Source organism: Paenibacillus sp. LT-B23, from assembly GCF_059417685.1.
Window position 1 is genome coordinate 335,119 of the sequence record NZ_JBSQBM010000001.1, and the last position, 19,927, is coordinate 355,045.

The 19,927-nt window shown below is 47.7% G+C and carries 18 protein-coding genes and 1 riboswitch; of the genes, 14 read left to right on the forward strand and 4 right to left on the reverse strand.

Features of this window, described 5'->3' with window-relative positions; genetic code table 11:
- The first annotated feature begins 99 nt into the window (after positions 1-99).
- Positions 100-2,022: a 1,4-alpha-glucan branching protein GlgB gene (gene glgB, locus ACWXW9_RS01535; RefSeq protein WP_494927962.1), complete on the forward strand. Its 1,923-nt coding sequence runs from the start codon at positions 100-102 to the stop codon at positions 2,020-2,022.
- A gap of 54 nt (positions 2,023-2,076) precedes the next feature.
- Complete coding sequence (gene glgA, locus ACWXW9_RS01540; RefSeq protein ID WP_494927963.1) at positions 2,077-3,519, forward strand: glycogen synthase GlgA; 1,443 nt, start codon at positions 2,077-2,079, stop codon at positions 3,517-3,519.
- Between the two features lie 108 nt (positions 3,520-3,627).
- On the opposite strand, the gene ACWXW9_RS01545 is transcribed toward glgA, so the two are convergent.
- Positions 3,628-4,704, reverse strand: coding sequence for a UCP032817 domain-containing protein (locus tag ACWXW9_RS01545; protein WP_494927964.1), 1,077 nt, complete (start codon positions 4,702-4,704; stop codon positions 3,628-3,630).
- Between the two features lie 42 nt (positions 4,705-4,746).
- Positions 4,747-5,925, reverse strand: coding sequence for a M20 family metallopeptidase (locus tag ACWXW9_RS01550; protein WP_494927965.1), 1,179 nt, complete (start codon positions 5,923-5,925; stop codon positions 4,747-4,749).
- Between the two features lie 147 nt (positions 5,926-6,072).
- Here ACWXW9_RS01550 and ACWXW9_RS01555 point away from each other — a divergent pair, with 147 nt between their 5' ends.
- The 3 genes from ACWXW9_RS01555 to ACWXW9_RS01565 all read left to right on the forward strand — a co-directional run bounded on the left by ACWXW9_RS01555 (position 6,073) and on the right by ACWXW9_RS01565 (position 9,342).
- Entirely contained in the window at positions 6,073-7,536 is a 1,464-nt protein-coding gene (locus tag ACWXW9_RS01555; RefSeq protein ID WP_494927966.1) for an ABC transporter substrate-binding protein/permease, read from the forward strand.
- A complete protein-coding gene (locus ACWXW9_RS01560) occupies positions 7,523-8,245 on the forward strand; it encodes an amino acid ABC transporter ATP-binding protein (RefSeq protein WP_494927967.1) in 723 nt (240 codons plus the stop codon). The genes ACWXW9_RS01555 and ACWXW9_RS01560 overlap by 14 nt, the downstream gene beginning before the upstream one ends.
- 246 nt (positions 8,246-8,491) lie before the next feature.
- A riboswitch (cyclic di-AMP (ydaO/yuaA leader) is annotated at positions 8,492-8,666 on the forward strand.
- A 7-nt stretch (positions 8,667-8,673) separates the two neighbouring features.
- On the forward strand, positions 8,674-9,342 hold the full coding sequence (locus ACWXW9_RS01565) for a 3D domain-containing protein (RefSeq protein ID WP_494927968.1): 669 nt from the start codon (positions 8,674-8,676) through the stop codon (positions 9,340-9,342).
- Between the two features lie 156 nt (positions 9,343-9,498).
- On the opposite strand, the gene ACWXW9_RS01570 is transcribed toward ACWXW9_RS01565, so the two are convergent.
- Complete coding sequence (locus tag ACWXW9_RS01570; protein WP_494927969.1) at positions 9,499-10,305, reverse strand: polysaccharide deacetylase family protein; 807 nt, start codon at positions 10,303-10,305, stop codon at positions 9,499-9,501.
- A 303-nt stretch (positions 10,306-10,608) separates the two neighbouring features.
- On the opposite strand from ACWXW9_RS01570, the gene ACWXW9_RS01575 reads away from it, so the two are divergent.
- The 7 genes from ACWXW9_RS01575 (at position 10,609) to mobB (ending at position 16,269) form a co-directional block, all read left to right on the forward strand.
- The gene (locus tag ACWXW9_RS01575; RefSeq protein ID WP_494928156.1) at positions 10,609-11,631 is read left to right on the forward strand and encodes an NADH:flavin oxidoreductase/NADH oxidase; all 1,023 of its coding nucleotides are present in this window, start codon (positions 10,609-10,611) and stop codon (positions 11,629-11,631) included.
- Between the two features lie 116 nt (positions 11,632-11,747).
- On the forward strand, positions 11,748-12,416 hold the full coding sequence (locus ACWXW9_RS01580) for a PspA/IM30 family protein (protein WP_025682699.1): 669 nt from the start codon (positions 11,748-11,750) through the stop codon (positions 12,414-12,416).
- Between the two features lie 130 nt (positions 12,417-12,546).
- Complete coding sequence (locus tag ACWXW9_RS01585) at positions 12,547-12,954, forward strand: DUF350 domain-containing protein (RefSeq protein ID WP_025682698.1); 408 nt, start codon at positions 12,547-12,549, stop codon at positions 12,952-12,954.
- Between the two features lie 26 nt (positions 12,955-12,980).
- Positions 12,981-13,487, forward strand: a complete 507-nt coding sequence (locus ACWXW9_RS01590; RefSeq protein WP_494927970.1) for a DUF4178 domain-containing protein — start codon at positions 12,981-12,983, stop codon at positions 13,485-13,487.
- Between the two features lie 13 nt (positions 13,488-13,500).
- Positions 13,501-14,259, forward strand: a complete 759-nt coding sequence (locus tag ACWXW9_RS01595; RefSeq protein ID WP_494927971.1) for a DUF4247 domain-containing protein — start codon at positions 13,501-13,503, stop codon at positions 14,257-14,259.
- A 193-nt stretch (positions 14,260-14,452) separates the two neighbouring features.
- Positions 14,453-15,730, forward strand: coding sequence for a molybdopterin molybdotransferase MoeA (locus ACWXW9_RS01600; protein WP_494927972.1), 1,278 nt, complete (start codon positions 14,453-14,455; stop codon positions 15,728-15,730).
- The gene (gene mobB, locus ACWXW9_RS01605) at positions 15,727-16,269 is read left to right on the forward strand and encodes a molybdopterin-guanine dinucleotide biosynthesis protein B (RefSeq protein ID WP_494927973.1); all 543 of its coding nucleotides are present in this window, start codon (positions 15,727-15,729) and stop codon (positions 16,267-16,269) included. The genes ACWXW9_RS01600 and mobB overlap by 4 nt, the downstream gene beginning before the upstream one ends.
- 10 nt (positions 16,270-16,279) lie before the next feature.
- Here mobB and xerS read toward each other — a convergent pair whose 3' ends face one another.
- Positions 16,280-17,380 (reverse strand): tyrosine recombinase XerS, encoded by a 1,101-nt coding sequence (xerS, locus tag ACWXW9_RS01610; protein WP_494927974.1) that lies wholly within the window; start codon positions 17,378-17,380, stop codon positions 16,280-16,282.
- Between the two features lie 125 nt (positions 17,381-17,505).
- Here xerS and ACWXW9_RS01615 point away from each other — a divergent pair, with 125 nt between their 5' ends.
- Complete coding sequence (locus tag ACWXW9_RS01615) at positions 17,506-18,015, forward strand: GNAT family N-acetyltransferase (RefSeq protein WP_494927975.1); 510 nt, start codon at positions 17,506-17,508, stop codon at positions 18,013-18,015.
- A 287-nt stretch (positions 18,016-18,302) separates the two neighbouring features.
- Positions 18,303-19,919 carry an ABC transporter substrate-binding protein gene (locus tag ACWXW9_RS01620; RefSeq protein ID WP_494927976.1) on the forward strand — a complete coding sequence of 539 codons (1,617 nt, stop codon included), beginning with the start codon at positions 18,303-18,305 and terminating at the stop codon, positions 19,917-19,919.
- The last annotated feature ends 8 nt before the right edge of the window (positions 19,920-19,927 follow it).

A 19,927-nucleotide genomic window follows, 5' to 3' on the forward strand; every position in this document is an offset into this window, starting at 1 on the left:
TAGAATGGGGTAATAACTCAAGTCAGCTTTGACCGGAAAGTAAATGCATTTCCGAATCATACATTTTGTACGAAACAAACATATAGAGGTGGTGACGTGATGACAGACCAAACTCTCCCGCAACAGGCTGTATCGCCGGAAGATATTTATTTGTTTCACGAAGGAACGCTTTATCACAGCTACCGATCTTTGGGTTCCCGCCTTACTGTGGAGAACGGAGAACAGGGCGTCCGTTTTACGGTCTGGGCTCCTCATGCTCTCCATGTCGGGCTTGCTACAGATCGTAACAACTGGAATGGGGAACAGGATTCCTTATATAGAGTTCCCGAATCCGGCTTTTGGAGTCGTTTTTTTCCGGGTATATCCCAAGGAACTTTTTACAAATATCATATAACGGGTGCAAATGGTGAATGTTTTCTAAAAGCAGACCCTTACGCGGTACGCGCAGAATTAAGGCCGGCAACGGCTTCCGTGGTCGCTTCACTGGAGGGCTATGTTTGGAACGACGCGGCTTGGCGGCGTAAACGGAGAGAGCCTTATGGAAAACCCCTTCATATATACGAGCTGCATTTGGGCACCTGGAGACAAAAAGAAGACGGTACGTTTTATACATACAGGGAAATGGCTGAGCTTCTTGTGCCCTATGTAACGGAAATGGGTTATACACATATCGAGCTTATGCCGCTCAGTGAGCATCCGTATGATCTTTCCTGGGGATACCAGCTTACCGGATATTTTGCGCTGACAAGCCGTTATGGGGAACCGCATGATTTTATGTACTTGGTGGATTGTTGTCATCAGGCGGGCATTGGGGTGCTTATGGATTGGGTTCCGGCTCATTTCGCCAAGGATGCTCATGGTTTGAGACTGTTTGATGGATCGCCGCTGTTCGAATACGCGGACCCGCTGATTGCGGAAAAGCCCGGCTGGGGAACGCTGACGTTCGATTACAGCAAGCCGGAGGTGCGTTCTTTCCTGATATCCAATGCGTTGTTCTGGATGGACGTGTACCACATTGACGGCCTGCGCGTAGATGCTGTGACGAGTATGCTGCGGCTGGATTTTGAAAAGCCGGAGGGTCAATATCGTTTTAACTCCAAGGGAGGTATTGAAAATGAGGAGGCTATTGCCTTCCTTCAACAACTGAATGAAACAGTCTTCCGCTATTATCCGTATGCGTTGATGATGGCAGAGGAGTCCAGTGCATGGCCGATGGTGACTTCCCCGGTAAGTGATGGAGGACTCGGCTTCAATTACAAATGGAATATGGGCTGGATGAACGATACGCTTGATTATATCGAAACGGATTTCGATCAGAGACCCGAGCGCCACAACTTACTGACGTTCCCCATAGCCTATGCATACAGCGAGAATTTTACACTGCCGTTGTCGCACGATGAGGTCGTTCATGGTAAAAAGTCGCTGCTTGATAAAATGCCGGGTAGCTATGAACAAAAATTTGCCGGGCTTCGAGCGCTTCTCGGTTACCAAATCACCTCACCGGGTAAAAAGCTGTTATTTATGGGAGGGGAATTCGGCCAATTCATCGAATGGAAAGATGAGGAGCAGCTTGACTGGTTTCTGCTGGATTATGACAGCCACCGTGCGCTGCACGCTTTTACGAAAGCGCTGAACCATTTGTATATCCAGGAAAAAGCATTATGGGAGCTGGATCATTCGTGGGATGGCTATCAGTGGATTGAGGCAGAGGACTGTGGGCAGAGCGTAATTACGTATCTACGTAAAGGTAAAAAACCGGGAGATACACTGGTCGTTCTCATCAATTTTCAGCCTGTGGCAAGAGAGCACTACCGAATTGGTCTGGAAAAATCAGGCAGATATATCGAGTTGCTGAATAGTGATCACTCGGACTTCGGTGGTAGTGGCCAGTTGAACACCGAAGTGCTGCGCACGACCAAGATCCCTTGCCATGGACAACTGCACAGCCTGGAGGTGACCATTCCGCCGCTGAGCGTCGTTATATTGAAGAAAGCATCCCGGAGAGCTAAAAAGCCGGATTAATCCATGTTACAACTGGTTTAAAATAGGGTTGAGGTCATTAAGGAGGAAGCATATATGAAGATTCTATTTGCAGCAGCAGAAGCACATCCATTTATTAAAACAGGCGGGTTGGCTGATGTCATTGGTGCACTGCCGAAGGCCCTTCTTCAGGCAGGGTGCGATGTCCGAATCATTTTGCCTAAATATGCGGGGATTCCCGATACTTATAAGAAGTCACTGCGTCCGGTAACGGTCAAGCATGTCGCTGTAGGTTGGCGTGATCAGTATTGTGGAGTAGAGGAACTGACGTTGGACGGAATTAAGGTTTATTTTATAGATAATGAATATTACTTCGGTCGTGAAGGGATTTACGGTTATATGGATGATGGCGAACGCTTCTCCTTTTTCAACCGGGCGATTTTGGAAGTATTGCCTGATTTGAATTTCCAGCCGGATATTTTGCATTGTCATGATTGGCATACCGCGATGGTACCGTTGCTATTGAACGCCAATTACCGTCATTTGCCCTTTTACAGTGATATTCGCACCGTGTTTACGATACATAACCTGCTGTATCAGGGGGATTTTCCGTATGAGGTTTTAACGGAACTGCTGAATCTCGACAGTAGCTATTTTACCCCTGAGGGTGTGGAGTATCATGGCAGACTGAATTTTATGAAGGGCGGACTGACCTACTCGGATCATGTCACCACAGTAAGTCCTACCTATGCAGAGGAGATTCAGACAGAATTTTACGGCTACGGGCTGGAAGGGCTGCTGCGTAAGCTGGGAGAGCAGGGGCGTTTATCGGGTATAGTGAACGGAATTGATACCAAAAGCTACAATCCTGCTACGGACAATCGTATTTATACGAAGTACCGCACCAGTCTGGTCAAGAAAAAGGAAAACAAGATCGGTCTGCAAAAGGAACTGGGTTTGCCGGTACGACCGGATGTGCCTTTAATTGCGATGGTAACCCGACTTGTGGATATGAAGGGACTGGATCTGGTAACAAGGATACTTGATGAGATCATGTACTATGATGATATTCAGTTTGTCGTGCTAGGCACGGGAGATCCGGCCTTTGAGCACTGGTTCCGGGAAGCGGCCGGACGTTATCCCTTGAAAATGTCGGCACAGCTGGCATTCAGTGAACCGTTGTCCCGTAAAATTTATGCTGCAAGCGATATGTACCTTATGCCGTCGAGGTTTGAGCCTTGCGGGATCAGCCAGTTGCTGGCGCTTCGCTATGGTAGCATTCCCATTGTACGGGAAACGGGCGGTCTGAACGATACCGTACATGCTTACAATGAGTCTACAGGCGAAGGGAACGGTTTTAGCTTTAAAAACTACAATGCACATGATATGCTGCATACGATTCGTCGTGCGGTTGATTTTTATCGCCAGCCTGAGCATTGGTCCAAGCTTACACACACTGCTTTTGCAGGAGAGTACAGCTGGGATGTGTCGGCGGGAGCGTATCTGGATATTTATCGTTCACTAATTGGAAACGAATGAACTGAGTGTACTGGGTAAAAGTGTTCAAATGATGCAGAATGTACAATGGAAAAAGGGCATTCCTCAAAAAGCCAATAGTGGCTGGGGAATGCCCTTTTTTTGATGTGATCAGTCGCCTCCGCCTCCACCACAGCTGCTTCCGCATGAGGAGCTACTGCTGCACGAGGAATGGCTGCCGCCGGAATCACCTGAATCGTGGTGAGATGAGCCTCCATCATGGGAGCTACCGTGGGAAGAGTGATGGTGCGAGTGGTGCGTATCCCAGTTCGAGCAGCCACTTGCTGAACTACAGCCTGATGAGCTTGCTAATGCGGCACTTCCTGTAGCATCCGGATGCATGTGCAAGGCAAACTGTTTGGGTTGATACCAGGAATACCATACAACGGCCAGCAGTAGATAATCACTTTGCAAATAGTTGACCTTCGGCAGTCGCTTGCCATCTGGATCATCTACAGCTTCATTTACCCGGATACGTAGATGGTCCAAGATCCTCTGAACCGCTTGCTGTGCCTGCTGAGAGATGCCCATACCCTCTTGCGTATTCCAACGGTCGCCTGCTGGCTGCCCGGAAGCTGCCAGCTTGTAATAGTGTGCAAGCTCGTTATTCGGTAATGGATGATTAAAAAAAGCCCCCCATAAGCTCGCGCTATAGCGGTTCCAGCCAAAGCATTCCACATACAGCCAGTCAAACCATGCCCTTTCATCCGGCATCGGCTGTGAGCCGGAATGAGGGGCGTGGTGCAGCATGCGACCAAAGAAGGCTTCCGAGAATTGCTGGTACTCCCGTGTAAACATCAGCATTTCGTGCCACAATTCATCTACATCCGGACTAAACATCGGCACCCGATTCATAATGGCGCATAGCATAAAATATCGTTTTAGCTCATTCCAGCGCCAATCGTATTCCTTCTCCGTCAGGTGAGGATGGGCTTTTATTACACGCTGCCTGACGCTATGAGCGTAGGAGGCTGGAATAGATCGTTCCAAAAGCTGCATCAGTTCTACAATTTCTTTATGGCGCCCCTGTTCAAGGGAAGAGGGGGACGGGGAGCTAAGAAAAAATGCATTACGTCGACGTGTCTTTCGGTTTCCACGGTTCCTTCGGTATAATGCTCGGAAAAAAAACCACAAAATAATGATGTCGACCACAATAAACAACGCCCAAAAGCTGCTCATATTATTCATTTTGAATGCTCCTTTCTGGAAAGAAGGCGTAATTAAAAAAAATTAACGTTCGCTTTTCAGCAGAGCGAATTCTTCCTTGATTTGAGCCAGCAATTCAGGTTTCGTAATTACATCACAGGCGGTCCATGCCAGGGTTCTGGCGGCTAACAACATTCCTTCCAGCGCCCGATCCTGCATCGCTAAATCGCGGAATTCAGGTGTATGCAAGGCGTGCTTCTCGTCCATAACTTGAATGTAAGGATGAATGGCAGGACAGTGCAGCGACACATTTCCAATATCCATAGAGCCGTGATCTTCACCCTCTGTTATATTCTCCTGCGCAATGCCCGCCAGCACCAGGTTAGCGGTAAAGGCATCGGAAAGCGCGCGGTTGGTCACCATTTCATCATAAGATGTTTCATAATTCGAGGTTTCCAGACGGCACCCAGCTTGTAAGGCAGCACCTTCAGCAATTTGAACGACACGGCGAGTCAATGAATTCAGTTCATGACGTGTAGCAGCCCGTACATAAAATTGAGCAGAAGCATAATCAGGAATAATGTTCGCTGCCTGGCCTCCTTGATTAATAATGCCGTGAATACGTACCGTACTCTTCACCTGCTGGCGGAACGCATTGATGCCGTTGAACGTTTGAATCACTGCATCCAGCGCGTTAATACCTTCGTGGGGACTGGCAGCGGCGTGAGCGGATTTCCCAAAGAATTCGAACTGTACAGCATCAATTGCCAACGATTTGCCGGATTTTTCATAGCGGTCATAAGGATGTGTCATGAGCGCTATATCGCAATCATCAAACAAACCGGCAGCCGCCATGGGAATCTTGGCACCGCGCGTTTCCTCGGCAGGTGTGCCGTATACTCGTATTTCTCCGCCGATCTCGTCAATGACTGATTTGAGGCCGACAGCAGCTCCTGTACTCATCATACAGATCAAGTGATGTCCACATGCGTGTCCCAAGCCTTTCAGAGCGTCATATTCCGCCAGAAAAGCGATGACCGGCCCGGGTTTGGCTGCTTTAAAAGTCGCAATAAAAGCCGTTTCTATATCCACAACAGGGGACTGAACTTCAAATCCGTGAAAAGCCAATTCCTCTTTCAGACGGGCAGAGGCCAAAAATTCCTCATTTCCCAGTTCAGGGTTGGCGCCAATATATAAAGAAATGTCCTTAAAACGTTGGGCATGCTGCTCAATGGTACGTTGGATCGTATTTTTGTAATTCATGGAAAAACTCCTTTGTAAAAGCTGTAATGTAGGTATTACGTTAGGTATGCTGAAATAGTACTATAACATTCATTGCATATTCATGCATATTCATTTATAATGACACAATCTTATTTATTATAAAGAATTTAAGGAGAGAAAAAAAGATTGAAAAAGGCATATCGTTTTACCGCCCTGATTTTGACGGCGGTTATCTTGCTGCTGGCTGGTCTTCCTATGCTCACTGCATACGGAACGGAAGCGAAGACACAGCAAAAACTTGTACTCGGCATGAGTGCCGATTTTCCGCCGTATGAGTTTCATAAAGTAATTAACGGTAAGGATACCATTGTTGGCTTTGATGTTGATATCGCCAATGAAATTGCCAAGGATCTGGGTGCAGAGCTGGTCATTGAGGACATGAGCTTTGACTCGTTGCTGCCTGCTCTGCAAAGTGGCCGCGTAGACTTGGTTCTGTCAGGTATGACACCGACGGATGAACGCAAAAAGAGTATTGATTTTTCGGATGTGTACTACCACTCCAAGCAAGTGATTATGGTACGCCCGGAGGATAAGGACAAATATTCGACGATGGCTGCTTTGAAAGGCGAGAAGATCGGAGCACAAAAGGGGAGTATCCAAGAGGAAATTGCTCAGAAAGTGCCCAATGCCTCAGTAACTTCACTGGACAAAATATCCGATCTGGTGCTCCAGCTTCGGACCCAACGTGTGAATGCTGTAGTGATTGAAGACACTGTCGCTAAAGGATACACATTGGATGGCACTGTAACACTTGCCAAGGCGGTGCCTGAGGAAGCAGGAGCAGAAACGGCTGTAGGTATTCGTAAAGGAAATACTGAACTGCTGGCATCTGTAAATAAAACGCTGGCTCGTCTGAAAGCAGACGGGTCTATTGAAAAGTTTTCCACGGAAGCGAGTGCGCTCTCTGCGGATCGACAGGCTTCTTCCCATAACATTGTGGATATATTTTGGAAATATCGCAGTTTTTACGTTACGGGTATCGGCTACACATTGTTGCTGTCCGCCCTCGGGGTACTGTTCGGATTTATCATTGGTCTGATCATTTCTCTGTTGCGGATGAGCGGTGTACGTATCATTGAGTGGTTGGGTACAGCGTACGTGGAGGTGCTGCGTGGCACACCTATGCTGGTACAGCTTATGATCATCCATTACGGGGTTGCATTGACGCTGGGCGTCAATTTTACGCCACTTCAGTCCGGTATTATTACGTTATCTCTAAATAGCTCGGCATATCTGGCAGAAATTTTCCGTGCAGGTATTCAGGGAGTAGACCGTGGTCAGATGGAAGCAGCCCGTTCACTCGGTATGGGACGAGGCAAAGCTATGCGTCACGTCATTTTACCGCAAGCGTTCAAGTCCGTACTGCCTGCCATCGGTAATGAATTTATTACGATTATTAAAGAATCATCCATCATTTCTACCATCGGTATGGTGGATATTATGTATCAGGCCCAAGTCATTAAGAACATTACCTACGAAGGATTAAGTCCGTTCGTAATCGCGGCAGCTATTTATTTTGTAATGACATTCAGCTTGTCGAAGCTGTTGGGTTTATGGGAAAGGAAGTTGAGAGCCAGTGATCACCGTTAAACAACTGCGTAAATCGTTCGGCAGAAATGAAATTTTAAAAGGCATTAATGTAGATATTGCCAAAGGCGAGGTTGTTGTCGTCATTGGACCGAGTGGCTCGGGAAAAAGTACATTTTTGCGTTGTATGAATCTGCTGGAGCAGCCGACTGACGGGGAGATTCTGTTTGAGGGTGAGCCGATTACGGCACGCGGTCACAACATTAATGCAACTCGTGAGAAAATGGGCATGGTGTTCCAGCACTTCAATCTGTTCCCACACAAAACAGTACTGCAAAATCTGACACTTGCGCCGACCCAGGTTAGAGGCCAGTCAGCAAAGGAAGCAGAGAAAATTGCGTTGGAGCTGCTGCGTACCGTTGGACTTGAAGACAAAAAAGACACCTATCCAAACCAGTTGTCCGGTGGACAGAAACAGCGGATTGCAATTGCACGCGCCTTGGCGATGCAGCCGCATGTGATGCTCTTCGATGAGCCGACCTCCGCCTTGGACCCTGAAATGGTCGGAGAGGTGCTGGACGTGATGAAGAAGCTGGCTGAGGGTGGCATGACGATGGTCATCGTAACGCATGAGATGGGCTTTGCCCGCGAGGTAGGAGACCGCATTATTTTTATGGATAATGGTCAAATTGTGGAGCAAGGTACACCGGAGCAGGTTTTTGGTACACCAAGCCATGACCGTACCCGGGATTTTCTTGCCAAGGTTTTATAAGAAATGAGCTTTTAAAGGCTATGAAGCAAGCCCTCCACGGCAGAAGTTTGACGGGAGGGCTTTTTCTTTTTTTTGTCATCCTCGTTCAGACTTTTGTAACTCTTTTCGATTTCTTGATGACAAAATTGTAACGGATATAGTATGATGTTCGAGGTTCCCAACATTTTCATGCAGATAAGGTTACAAAATTGTGATATTATGCAGTGAGCCAAAACTTACCTGGGCAGCAGACAGCAACGAGAGGCGCTGAATGCGGGACCCAAAATCATGGGAAGTGCGGGGGACGTAACAACGGCAGTCACTTCTGATCCGTCTTCATACGAATGGATGGAAGGTGCCTAGGGGTGAATTGCATTAAGCATAGGGCTTCTCCTGAGTCCGAATCCGACAGCTAACTTCGCAGGCATATTAGAGGAGGTACATATCTTTTGAAACATCTGAAACGTATTGGAAAAACAATGAAATTTGCAGTGCTGGCCACAGCTATAGCAGGATTGGCACAGACAGCAGGGGTAGCCGACGCCGCTTCGCTTCATACCGCCAAGGAAGGTGATACCTTCTTTTTGCTTGCTCAGCGTTACGGGGTATCCGTAGAGGATCTGCAAAAGGAGAACCCGGATGTTGCTGCCAGCAATATATATGCAGGAGTACAAATTAAGGTTCCGGACGAGAACAAGGTAAATGTTGCTTCAGATTCGAAGCCTCAGCTTTTGTCCGAGAAAGAGCCGGCCGGTGACGGTCAACAGGTTGAAGCATGGGGCAAAACATTTAACTACAGCAAAGTAGTTGATGTGAAGGCCACAGCGTATTCCGCAGCAGCCAGTGAAAATGGAAAATGGGGAGCGGTAGACTATTTCGGAAATCCGCTTAAGCTCGGTACGATTGCCGTAGACCCAAGCGTAATTCCGTTGGGTACGAAAGTGTTGGTTACAGGCTATTCCCATCCAGGGCTGCCGGATCAATCTTTTGTAGCGGTAGCCCGCGATAAGGGCAGCGCCATTACGGGGAAACGGATTGATATTTTCATTCCGGGAAGTCCATCTTTTGTGAATGACTTTGGTTTCCAAAATGTGAAGCTGTACGTCATTGATAAATAGACTGTATAAGCCATGAATTTTGTTTACATAATATATATTATGTAAACAAATATCAAATAACTTAATCGCCGGTCCTGATTCATATGGGCTTTGTCGATTAAAAAAGGGCTGTCTTGACGAGCAGAATGCATCTGCTCGTAAGACAGCCCTTTACTGTTATTTCCGCTCCGAGGTGTGAAGTAGCCGTGGAACCGTGACAAATTTGTACCCCTTGGCTTTCAGCGCTTGAATAAGACCCGGCAGGGATTGAACAGTGCCTTTCAGGTTGGAGCTTTGACCACCGCCTGCGTGCATTAAAATGATGGAGCCTGGTCCGGTAGCCGGGATCACATTACGATGAATTTGTGTTTTACTCAGTCCCTTCCAATCGAGGGAGTCTACGTTCCAATTTACAATCATGTAGCCGTGACGACGCGCCCACTGGATCTGAGGCTCCGTTATTTCACCATAGGGCGGGCGAATCAGCTTGGGTCGAAAGCCCACGGTGGCCTCCAAAATATGTTCTGTTTTCTTAATCTGGTTGCGAAAGCGTTCCGGTGAAGCCTTCCTAAAATCCGGGTGGGTATAGGAATGGTTGCCTATGGCATGGCCTTCACGTATGATACGGCGAATCATGCCCGGGTGTTTTTCCGCACGGTGACCGACGATAAAGAAGGTGGCTTTGATACCATTCGCGTGCAAAATGTCCAGAACCTGCGGCGTATACCGGGAATCAGGCACGTCATCAAAAGTCAGGGCAATTTGCTGAGTATGTGGGCCGCACATTTTAAAAATATCCGCATGTTTTTTTCGAAGCATGGCTAATGTGGGAGTGGCTCGTTGTCTGCTCTTTTGTGCTGAAGAAACAACAACCGCTTCCTTGGGATGAGTCGTTCCGGTATCGGGAGGCGCATCCGCGTGAACGGGAAAACTCGAAAATGCTAGTAACAGTGCCATGATTGGCAATATTCCCCTGTACGGCATATGTATCCCCCTTTCCGTGCAGTGGTACCTTCTGTTGCTTTCATTTATTATGTACCTGACATGTTGAAATTATGCTGTTAAACAGGTTAGACTATTGAATGGTTGAGTGGAAATGCAGCACAATACGGATGTAAGTGCAGATCTCGAAGCTAAACGCACATATTCTATTAAACCTGACCGAAAACAACAGCATTTTCGCAAGTTTTAGCCTTTTAATGGATTCGGTATCCAGTGATAGCTGGTGTATAATGAGGTTGCAATTCATATTGTACAGAATTGGAATTAAAGGAAGGATGGATAAAAGTGACCGACTTGTTTACTCCTTATCAATTAAAGGGACTTTCTTTAAAAAACCGGATTGTAATGCCCCCCATGTGCCAATATAGTGTGGAGGCCAAAGATGGAAAGCCAAATGATTGGCATCATGTCCATTATGTTAGCCGGGCAGTAGGTGGTACCGGGCTGATTATTGTGGAAATGACGGCGGTCCACCCAGATGGACGTATTACTGATCATGATCTGGGCATTTGGAGTGACGAGCATATTCCTGCATACCGTAAAATAGTGGAGGAAGTCCACAAGTACGGTGCCAAAATCGGAATTCAATTAGGTCATGCCGGACGAAAGGCTGAAGATGCCGACTTGCCTGTTGCACCGTCCTCGATTGCTTTTAGCGAACGTTTCAAGGAGCCGCATGCTTTGACGACAGTCGAAGCCAGGGAGCTGGTTCAGGCTTATAAGGAAGGCGCGCGCCGCGCGGTGGAAGCCGGGTTTGATACGGTAGAAATTCATGGCGCTCACGGTTATCTGATCCATCAATTTCATTCACCTTTAACGAACACCAGAGAAGATGAGTATGGACAGGATCTATCGCTGTTCGGTGTTGAAGTGATTCAGGCTGTTAAAGAGGTACTTCCGTCTGATATGCCTGTGTTGATGCGGATATCCGCCAAAGAGTATGTCGAAAACGGATATAATGTGGAATACATAGCGGGCATAGGGGAACGATATCGTGATGCAGGTGTGGATATTTTTCACATCTCCTCTGGTGGCGAGGGGCCGATTGGTTCTAACGGCGGTCCATCTGCGCGAGCGGGATATCAGGTGGATTTGGCACATAAAATACGTGAAAAGCTGAATGTACCTGTAATCGCTGTCGGTCTGCTGGACGATTATGAGGATGCCCGGCGGGTGATTCAGCAAAAAGAAGCTGATCTGGTAGCGATAGGACGCGCCATGCTGCGCGATCCGTATTGGGCGTTGCATGCATCGCGGGATCTAAAAGTACAGGCGGATATCCCGGAGCCATACTTGCGTGGTTTTTAGAATGTACTTTAAATGTACTTTATCGGATAATATTTTTGAAACTCTATTTGCAAAGCTTGCGTAAACATGTGTACAGAGCTTAAAATTTAAGCATTCAACTCTAGGAGGAACTTCACATGTCTATTTTCAAACGTTTAAGAGATCTTACGATGTCCAATATCAACTCCATTATTGACAAGGCCGAAGATCCAATTAAAATGACGGATCAATACATTCGTGATATGCAAGAGGACTTGGAAGATGCAGAGAAAGCGGTAGCCGCTCAGATTGCCATTGAGAAGAGATTCAAACAGCAATATGAAGAGCAGGCCGCTTTGGTGAAAAAACGTGAAGAACAGGCTCATACGGCAGCAAAAGCGCAAAATGTGGATCTGGCTCGCCGCGCGTTGGAAGAAAAGAAATCTGCTGAGCAAAAAATGACCGAGTTCAAGACGGGCTACGAGCAGAATAAAGCGGCAGCCGATAACCTGCGTGGTAAGTTGGATGAAATGCGCAGACAACTGACGGAAATGAAGAACAAGCGTGAAACGCTGGTTGCCCGTTATAATGCAGCCAAAGCGCAAACAGAAATTAACAAAGCGATGAACGGTTTTAGCTCCGATACGGCAACTGCCGGACTGAAGCGTATGGAAGAAAAAATGCTGCAAGCAGAAGCGCGTGCAGAAGCAAGCAACGAAATGTCCTCTAAGGAAAAATCGCTGGATGAGGAATTTAAGGAGCTTGATAAGAAAAGCGCCGTGGACGATGAGCTTGCCGCTTTGTTGAAGCAATACGACAATAAATAAGGTTATAAGCATGGCCGCCTGCGTGGCTGCTAAGGAAGCGAAGGGGAACCGTTTTCTCCTTCGCTTTTCCCTGCCCGGAGGCGTAAATCAACATATATGAAGGTCAAGAAGATGTGGAGGATGGTATGAAATGCATTTTTTAGAAACGATGAAAGCGATGCTTGTATGGACTGGCGCGGGTGCCGTTTTGTTGTTCGTATTGATGTACATTGATTCTTTATTTACGAAGTATAAGGATTTTGCAGAAGTGAAAGCCGGTAATATGGCCGTAACGGTCCGGTTAATTATGAAGCTGTTTGCACAAGGGTATATTTTGTCAAGCTCGATTGCTACAGCTAACAATTTGCTGGAGGCGCTTGTGTATTCTGTGATCGCCTTTGTCATTCTGTTTGTTTTGGAAGTTATCGTTCGTCTGTTGCTTCGGTACTGGGCACAGCTTGATCTGGATAAAGGGACGCAGGAAGGCAAAATTGGCTTTGGTCTGTTTTCAGGTACGCTGCATCTGGTCGGCGCTTTGATCATTGCAGCATGTTTCTAGGCTAAAGAAAAGCAGGGGGAATCATCATGGGTGTATGGAAACGTATTTCAAATCTGTTTGCCAAGCCGGAGCCACCAAAAGCGGAAAAAAGCATGCTTCATTTAAATCCGGGCGATATCTGTGAAGTGTCTCTTGTCACATATGAAGTGGTAGGCCGAGTACACAACCGCGCTCGGAATGCCGTTGTTTTGACGCTCCAGGATGGTAATCAAGTCAGCTACCTTCACATTGAGGAACGGGAAACGCTGCAATTTGGACTGTACCAGGCTATCGACGGCAGACTGGACAACCCGGAGGAAGTGCCAACGATTCTGGAGCTGGATGATACAACATATTATTTGGAAGAGCAGTATTTTGGGCATGTTACGGTTATGGGCCGTGCTCCTTTTCAACAGGGTGGAGAACAGCACGTTTGGCAGTATCAGTCAGATGATTACCATTTGCTGCGTGTAGAGTGGCAGGATGGTCGCTTTATGCTATATGAAGGAGAAGAAGTAATTACCGGAGACGTCAAGGTTATTCGGGCAAGCTAGGAGAGGGTGACACATGGGCAAACGCACCTGGCAGTATGCATTAAAGGTCATTGTGGCGCTGAGCTTGTTCGTATCCGTGTTAAGCGGCTGCGGTGCGCCAAATGTGAAAGATACGTACCCACTGGAATCGGTCAGCGGCAGCGGCAACTCGACCTCGTACGTGTATCGCGCCGCAGGCAAAACGGTTCCGGAAGTGGCGGAGGAACTGAAAGAACAGCGTGAACCGGAACAAATGTCACCGCAGAGCAATGAGCGGATGTTTCTGGTGTACAGCGATGAATGGTACCATTTACAGCAAGATCCAGCCAAGAAGGAAGACACATTAATTGAAATTGACAGCAAGAAGTATGTCGAGCAAAATTACAGTTCCAGCTTTCTAAAAGGATACTTAACGGCAACCGTACTGGATGCTCTGTTTGATTCGTTACGCGGTTCCGGCTCTTACCGGGGGTATTCAAGCAGAGATGTATACCGACCTTCTCAGGGCCAGTATCGTGCACCTACGGTGCAGGAGAAGAAAGCGATCCCGCCGATTACGGTGGAGCGGAAGGGTTCCGTTACCCGCAGGGGTAAGGGGTCTGATTCCAGTGTCGGTTCCAGCGGAAGTCTGTTCGACAGAGGCTCCAGCAGCAGTTCACCGAGCAGGGGCTCGATTTCACGTGACCGGGGCAGCAGCGGCGGTTCCAGCATTTTTGATTCGCCGCGGAAATCTTACAACAAGCCTAAAACACGCAGCGGTTCAGGTAAAATCAGCCGACGAAGCCGACGATGATGGGGTCAAGAAGTGTAATGATGATTAAAATTCTAAAATAGTACCTGCCAAAACAGCCTGGGTATGAGATTCCGGGCTGTTTTTTTGCGCAAAGAGACTGACCACGACCCAATAAATACTGTCCGGATTTGCCAGATAACGGTTTTAGCGTTATAACAGAAAGAGAGCATTTTCAGAAGAACGGAGTGAAGATATGAATCAGGTACAATTAAATTCGGACAAATTTCAGCGCAAAGCGGTTCAAGTGGAAGAAGCGCAAAGCAGAATAGCTGCTCATGTCAAACGGGGAGAGCGGGAGGATGTAGGACTCGAGCAGGCCCATGGACGTTATTTGGCGATGGATTTGACCGCACCACACCCATATCCCAGCTTCCGTCGTTCAGGCATGGATGGATACGCCATCCTTGGTTCGGACACTGAAGTCTGTTCGTCCGGTCAGGAAATCTGGCTACGTGTGATTGATGAAATTCCATGCGGCACCGTATCGGACAAGCGGGTGGAGACGGGATTGGCGGCGCGCATCATGACAGGAGCACAATTGCCTGAAGGGGCAGACACGGTTGTTATGCTGGAAGCGACACAGCTACGTGAGGAAGATGGACAGGTATATGTCGGCCTGAAGAAGCGCATGGAAATCGGCAAAAATGTGACACCAATCGGCCATGAGATTCAGGAAGATCAGCTTCTACTCAGCAAAGGAACCTGTCTGGGGGCAGGGCACATCTCGGTGCTGGCTACCTTTGGTGTACATCGGGTACCCGTCTACAGGAAGCCACGGGTGGCCGTTTTTTCCACAGGTTCGGAATTGCTTGCCGTGGATGAGCCGTTGCAGCCGGGGAAAATTCGGAACAGCAATACATATATGCTGGCTTCACAAATCAGGGAGGCAGGGGGGGAGCCGTTCATCTTGCAAGCCATTCATGATGATTTGGTTCTCGCCCGTGCTTCTGTACGTGAAGCGATAGCTGCCTACGATATCGTCGTCACGAGTGGCGGTGTATCGGTGGGGGATTTTGATATTATGGGCGATCTGGTACGACAGGAAGATGTGGATATGCTGTTTAACAAGGTCACCATGCGTCCAGGCAGTGTGACTACAGCCGCGGTCATTGACGGTAAGCTGTTATTTGCGCTTTCTGGCAATCCCGGTGCGTGCTTTGTAGGCTGTGAGTTGTTTGTGCGACCCACCATCCAAATGATGCTGTCTTCAGAGCAGCCGTATTTGCAAACCTGGACGGCACGGTTGGGAGCAGATTACACGAAGGTAAATAATTTTACCCGTTTTGTACGCAGCTCCCTGGAAATACGCAATGGACAAGTATACGCGATTCCTGCGCGAGTAGATGAATCCAGCGTCATGGTGACGATTAAGGACACCGACTGTCTGATCGTGATTCCTCCAACAACAGAAGGCTTGCGTGCAGGAGAAGAGGTACGTGTGCTGGTGCTTCTAGGCGGTCATGTGACGTGAATAGGATAAATCCGTATGTATGTCAGGTCGTCGGATTCAAAAATACGGGGAAAACGACCTTCCTCGGAGGGTTGATTCGTTATTTGCGGGAGTCCGGGCTACGCGTAGCTGTGATCAAGCATGATGGACATGAATTTGAGATGGATCATGAGGGAACAGATACGTACAAGCACCGACAAGCGGGAGCCGAAGGCGTAGCCATTGTTTCAGGTGAAAGAACAGCCATTTTAGAGGAGCATAGTCGGCCTGTCACCGAACTAATCCGGCATTTTCAGGCATACGACTGCGTGTTGCTGGAAGGTTTTAAACAAGAGCATTATCCAAAGCTGGTTATGGTGCGGAAACAATCGGATGCCCAGCTTACCACTGAGCTGACAAATGTACAGGGAGTAGCGGTTTGGGTAGATCATACGGGTTGGGCACAGAGCCACTTTTCAGATAAAACGATACAGATATTTCCCGCCGATGCCAACGGCCCGGCAGGCCGCTGGTTACTTGGACAGATTCAGAAGCAGAGAGAAGGAGTCCGGAATGAGTAGGGCTGAGACATCAATCGGCTGAGTCGGTTTGAGACTCCACCCGTCGTTCAATCGCTTGGGACATGGTCTTGTCGGTCAGATGGGCATAGACTTCCGTTGTTTCCGTGGAAGCATGACCGAGCTGTTCCTTCGTTTTGTAAATATCGTTTTGCAAATAGTAGTCGGTGGCAAAGGAATGACGGAGCTTGTGAACAGTCAGGTAAGGTTTGCCGAACCGTTTGGCGTACTTGATAATCATCGCCTGAATCGCTCTTTTTGTCATCCGTTTGCCTTCTGTACTGCCGTTGGGACGTGCGACAAAGAGCGCCTTTTCCTTTTTGGGTGCGCGATAACGGGTATGCCGCAGGGATAAATAGAGTGCCAGATCATCTTTGGACTGCTCGCGGAAATATACTGGCGTTTTAAAGGTTTCGTCGTTGTTGCCTTTACGATACACATATAGTAATTTATTGTTTACATCCAGATCGTCCATATTCAGATTGACGATTTCAGATACGCGCAGGCCCGAGTTTAGAATGAGACTGGCAATGCAGGCGTCCCGTTCCTTGTTCAGTTCATAGGAGTACAGTGCCTGCTTGTTATCGGCCAAATCCTGTCCATAGCCTTCATAAATATAGCCGATAAATTCAAGCAGCTCTTCCTCCTCCAGTATCTTTCCTTTGAGCTTGGCGGCCGTGTCCTTAGGTTTATGTATGCGCTTGATTTCGACCTTGGCCATAATGTTGCGTTTGAGCAAAGGATAAAAGTTTTCATCTTCAGCGATCTGGCTCAAATAATGAAAGAGGGAACGCAGGGACGATAGCTTACGTGAAATCGTAATACGGGAGTTGGAGCCTTCACGCTTAGTCGATAGGAACAAACGGTAGCCCGTAATACTATCCATATGGAGCGTCTCCAATTCTTCCAGCGTAACTTGGGCGTTCGTCTCTCCGGCAGACAAGCCTTCTGAGCGAAGCCATGTAAAAAAAGCTTCATAATCCCGTACATATTCCAGCAATGTGGAGGGGGACAGGTCGGGCAGCTTGTAATCCATAAATTGCTGCACGTACCATGGTAATCCCGGCATTTTTTCGTCCAGTTTGCGCCGGTCGATAATCTTTTGTATATTCATTGGGTTCCACCTCGTCCGGTCATAATATATGTATTTTAGCATATTTTGAACAGCATCGGATGGAAGGGAAGATGGAATGCAAATCAAAGTAAAGAACGAACTGATCCGTCAAGAGAGGTGAAAGTATGGGGTATGACATTCAGTCGGAATTGAAGCTGTCCATCAAAAGTGTTCCGGAGTCGCAGAGGGACGTTATTGTTCAGCTCATGCAATTTTATTTATATGATTTTACAGCCTATCTTCGAATTGATGTTACTGAAAACGGCACATTCCCGGCTTACCCGGACTTGTATCAATACTGGACAAGCGGTGAACAAAAGCTGCCTTTTCTGATCTGGAGGCAGGACGTTCCCGTAGGTTTTGCGCTGGTTGACCGAATGTCCAGTAATCGGGAGGCTGACTACTACATGGCTGAGTTTTTTGTGCTGCGTCCTTATCGGCATAATGGGGTCGGGACGTGGGCGGCTCATGAGCTATTTGGACGTTTTGCTGGGCGTTGGAAGGTGACGCAGATGAGCACGAACAGGCCAGCGCAGTCCTTTTGGCGTAAGGTGATTGGCAGTTATACGGGTGGGGAGTACAGGGAGCAGACTCATCCGGTACGAGGGAATATAAGTCAGTTTTTCAATACCTGAAAAATTCAAAATTGTAATTAGCAACGAAAAAGGGTCGGGGAGAGCATTCCTGTCGGCTCTTTTTTGCGTTGTCAATTTAAGTCTTCTATCTATCCATAGATCATTCCAATTAGAACTTGCATTGACACTATAAAAACACGGGTATACAGTTATTTGTACAATTCATATATATCTGATTGGAATTATCAACAATGTAACATCGGCCTCAAATATGCAATGCATTCATAAAATTACCCACGAGAACGGAGAGTGTTTTACAGGTGAAACGAACAAGTCGATATGCGAAAATGTTAGCTCTAACCCTGTCGCTGATGCTGGTATTATCGGCATGCTCAGGCAATGGAGGAGCCAATTCTACGAATACCGGGGCAAATGCAGCGGGAGGCGGGCAAGCCGCAGAAGGTGGGGACCTAACCTATGCGCTGGCGACATCGCCGGATTCACTGGACCCGCATAAGAGTGGATTGGCGGTAGCATCCCGGGTGTATCGTGGGATATTCGATAATTTGGTTGTAAAGCTGCCGGACAATACGATTAAACCTTGGCTGGCGACCGAATGGAGCGTTTCCGAGGATGGAAAAAGCTATACGTTCAAGCTGCGCAAGGACGTTAAGTTCCATGACGGAACTCCGTTTAATGCGGAAGCAGTCAAATTCAGCTATGACCGGATTATTGATCCGCAAGCTGTAGTTGGTAATGCTGCTAACTTGCTGGCCCCGTATGAATCCTCACAAGTGATAGACGAATACACGATTAAGCTGAATCTGAAACGACCATCGCAGGCATTTTTGAGCAATTTAAGTATTCCGGCAGTAGCAATTGTTTCTCCTGCAGGAGTCAAAAAATATGGAGATCAATTCGGCAAGCATCCGGTGGGCACAGGCCCGTTTAAGTTTGTAAAGTGGGACGAAAATGCAGAAATCAAAATCGAACGTAACCCGGATTACAAATGGGCGCCGGAAACTGTCGAGAACAAGGGAGCGCCGTATTTGGATAGCGTGACCTTTAAAATCGTGCCGGAGGAAGCGACACGGATCGGCAGTGTGCAGAGCGGGCAGGCATTGGCCGCAGAAACAGTTCCGCCGCAAAATATTTTAACACTGAAGAGTGACCCTAATTTTCAATTGCTGCAGGTCAATACCCTGGGTTTACCATACACGCTGTTCATTAACCAAAAGAAGGCACCGTGGAATGAATTGAAGGCCAGACAGGCGTTGCAATACGGTGTTGATGTGGGGACGATTGTCAAAACGCTTTACCTGGGTACCTATGAGCAGGCTTGGTCGCCACTCACTCCGGGTATTTTTGGATATGATAAATCATTGGAAAACGGCTTGCAGCCGGATGCTAACAAAGCCAATCAGTTGCTGGATGAACTGGGTTGGGTCAAAGGTGCGGATGGTTTCCGTGTGAAGGATGGGAAACGTCTGACGCTGCATTATGTAGACGGCACTCCGAACCGTGAAAAACGCAACGACATTGCAGCTATTATTCAGCAGCAGCTAAAGAAAATCGGTGTTGATGTGAAGATTGAAATTACCAAGGATGTTGCAACGGTTGTATATACGAACGGAAACTATGATTTCTACGGGAATAGCCAGGTCAATGTGGACCCGAACGCGTTATATGCTTTTTACCACACAGCGGCTCCAAATCAGCGGCCTACACTGCCTAACTTCTCCAATCCTGAGGTCGATAAGCTGTTGGAGCAGGGAGCGATTGAAAAGGATGATGCCAAGCGGGAGGGGATTTACAAAAAGGTACAACAATTGATCCGTGATCAGGCTGTTATCATTCCGATTTATGTATTCCCTTATACCGTTGGAGCCGCCAAGTCGGTGCAAGGTCTCAAATTCGATTTAGTGGGTTATCCGCTGTTCAACGATGTGCGCATTCAAAAATAGTATGGCTA

Bases quoted from the DNA above. Each gene is read 5' to 3' on its own strand.
- glgB (WP_494927962.1), top strand. From the start codon at position 100: ATGACAGACCAAACTCTCCCGCAACAGGCTGTATCGCCGGAAGATATT.
- glgA (WP_494927963.1), top strand. From the start codon at position 2,077: ATGAAGATTCTATTTGCAGCAGCAGAAGCACATCCATTTATTAAAACA.
- ACWXW9_RS01545 (WP_494927964.1), bottom strand. From the start codon at position 4,704: ATGAATAATATGAGCAGCTTTTGGGCGTTGTTTATTGTGGTCGACATC.
- ACWXW9_RS01550 (WP_494927965.1), bottom strand. From the start codon at position 5,925: ATGAATTACAAAAATACGATCCAACGTACCATTGAGCAGCATGCCCAA.
- ACWXW9_RS01570 (WP_494927969.1), bottom strand. From the start codon at position 10,305: ATGCCGTACAGGGGAATATTGCCAATCATGGCACTGTTACTAGCATTT.
- ACWXW9_RS01580 (WP_025682699.1), top strand. From the start codon at position 11,748: ATGTCTATTTTCAAACGTTTAAGAGATCTTACGATGTCCAATATCAAC.
- ACWXW9_RS01585 (WP_025682698.1), top strand. From the start codon at position 12,547: ATGCATTTTTTAGAAACGATGAAAGCGATGCTTGTATGGACTGGCGCG.
- ACWXW9_RS01590 (WP_494927970.1), top strand. From the start codon at position 12,981: ATGGGTGTATGGAAACGTATTTCAAATCTGTTTGCCAAGCCGGAGCCA.
- ACWXW9_RS01595 (WP_494927971.1), top strand. From the start codon at position 13,501: ATGGGCAAACGCACCTGGCAGTATGCATTAAAGGTCATTGTGGCGCTG.
- ACWXW9_RS01600 (WP_494927972.1), top strand. From the start codon at position 14,453: ATGAATCAGGTACAATTAAATTCGGACAAATTTCAGCGCAAAGCGGTT.
- xerS (WP_494927974.1), bottom strand. From the start codon at position 17,380: ATGAATATACAAAAGATTATCGACCGGCGCAAACTGGACGAAAAAATG.
- ACWXW9_RS01615 (WP_494927975.1), top strand. From the start codon at position 17,506: ATGGGGTATGACATTCAGTCGGAATTGAAGCTGTCCATCAAAAGTGTT.
- ACWXW9_RS01620 (WP_494927976.1), top strand. From the start codon at position 18,303: ATGTTAGCTCTAACCCTGTCGCTGATGCTGGTATTATCGGCATGCTCA.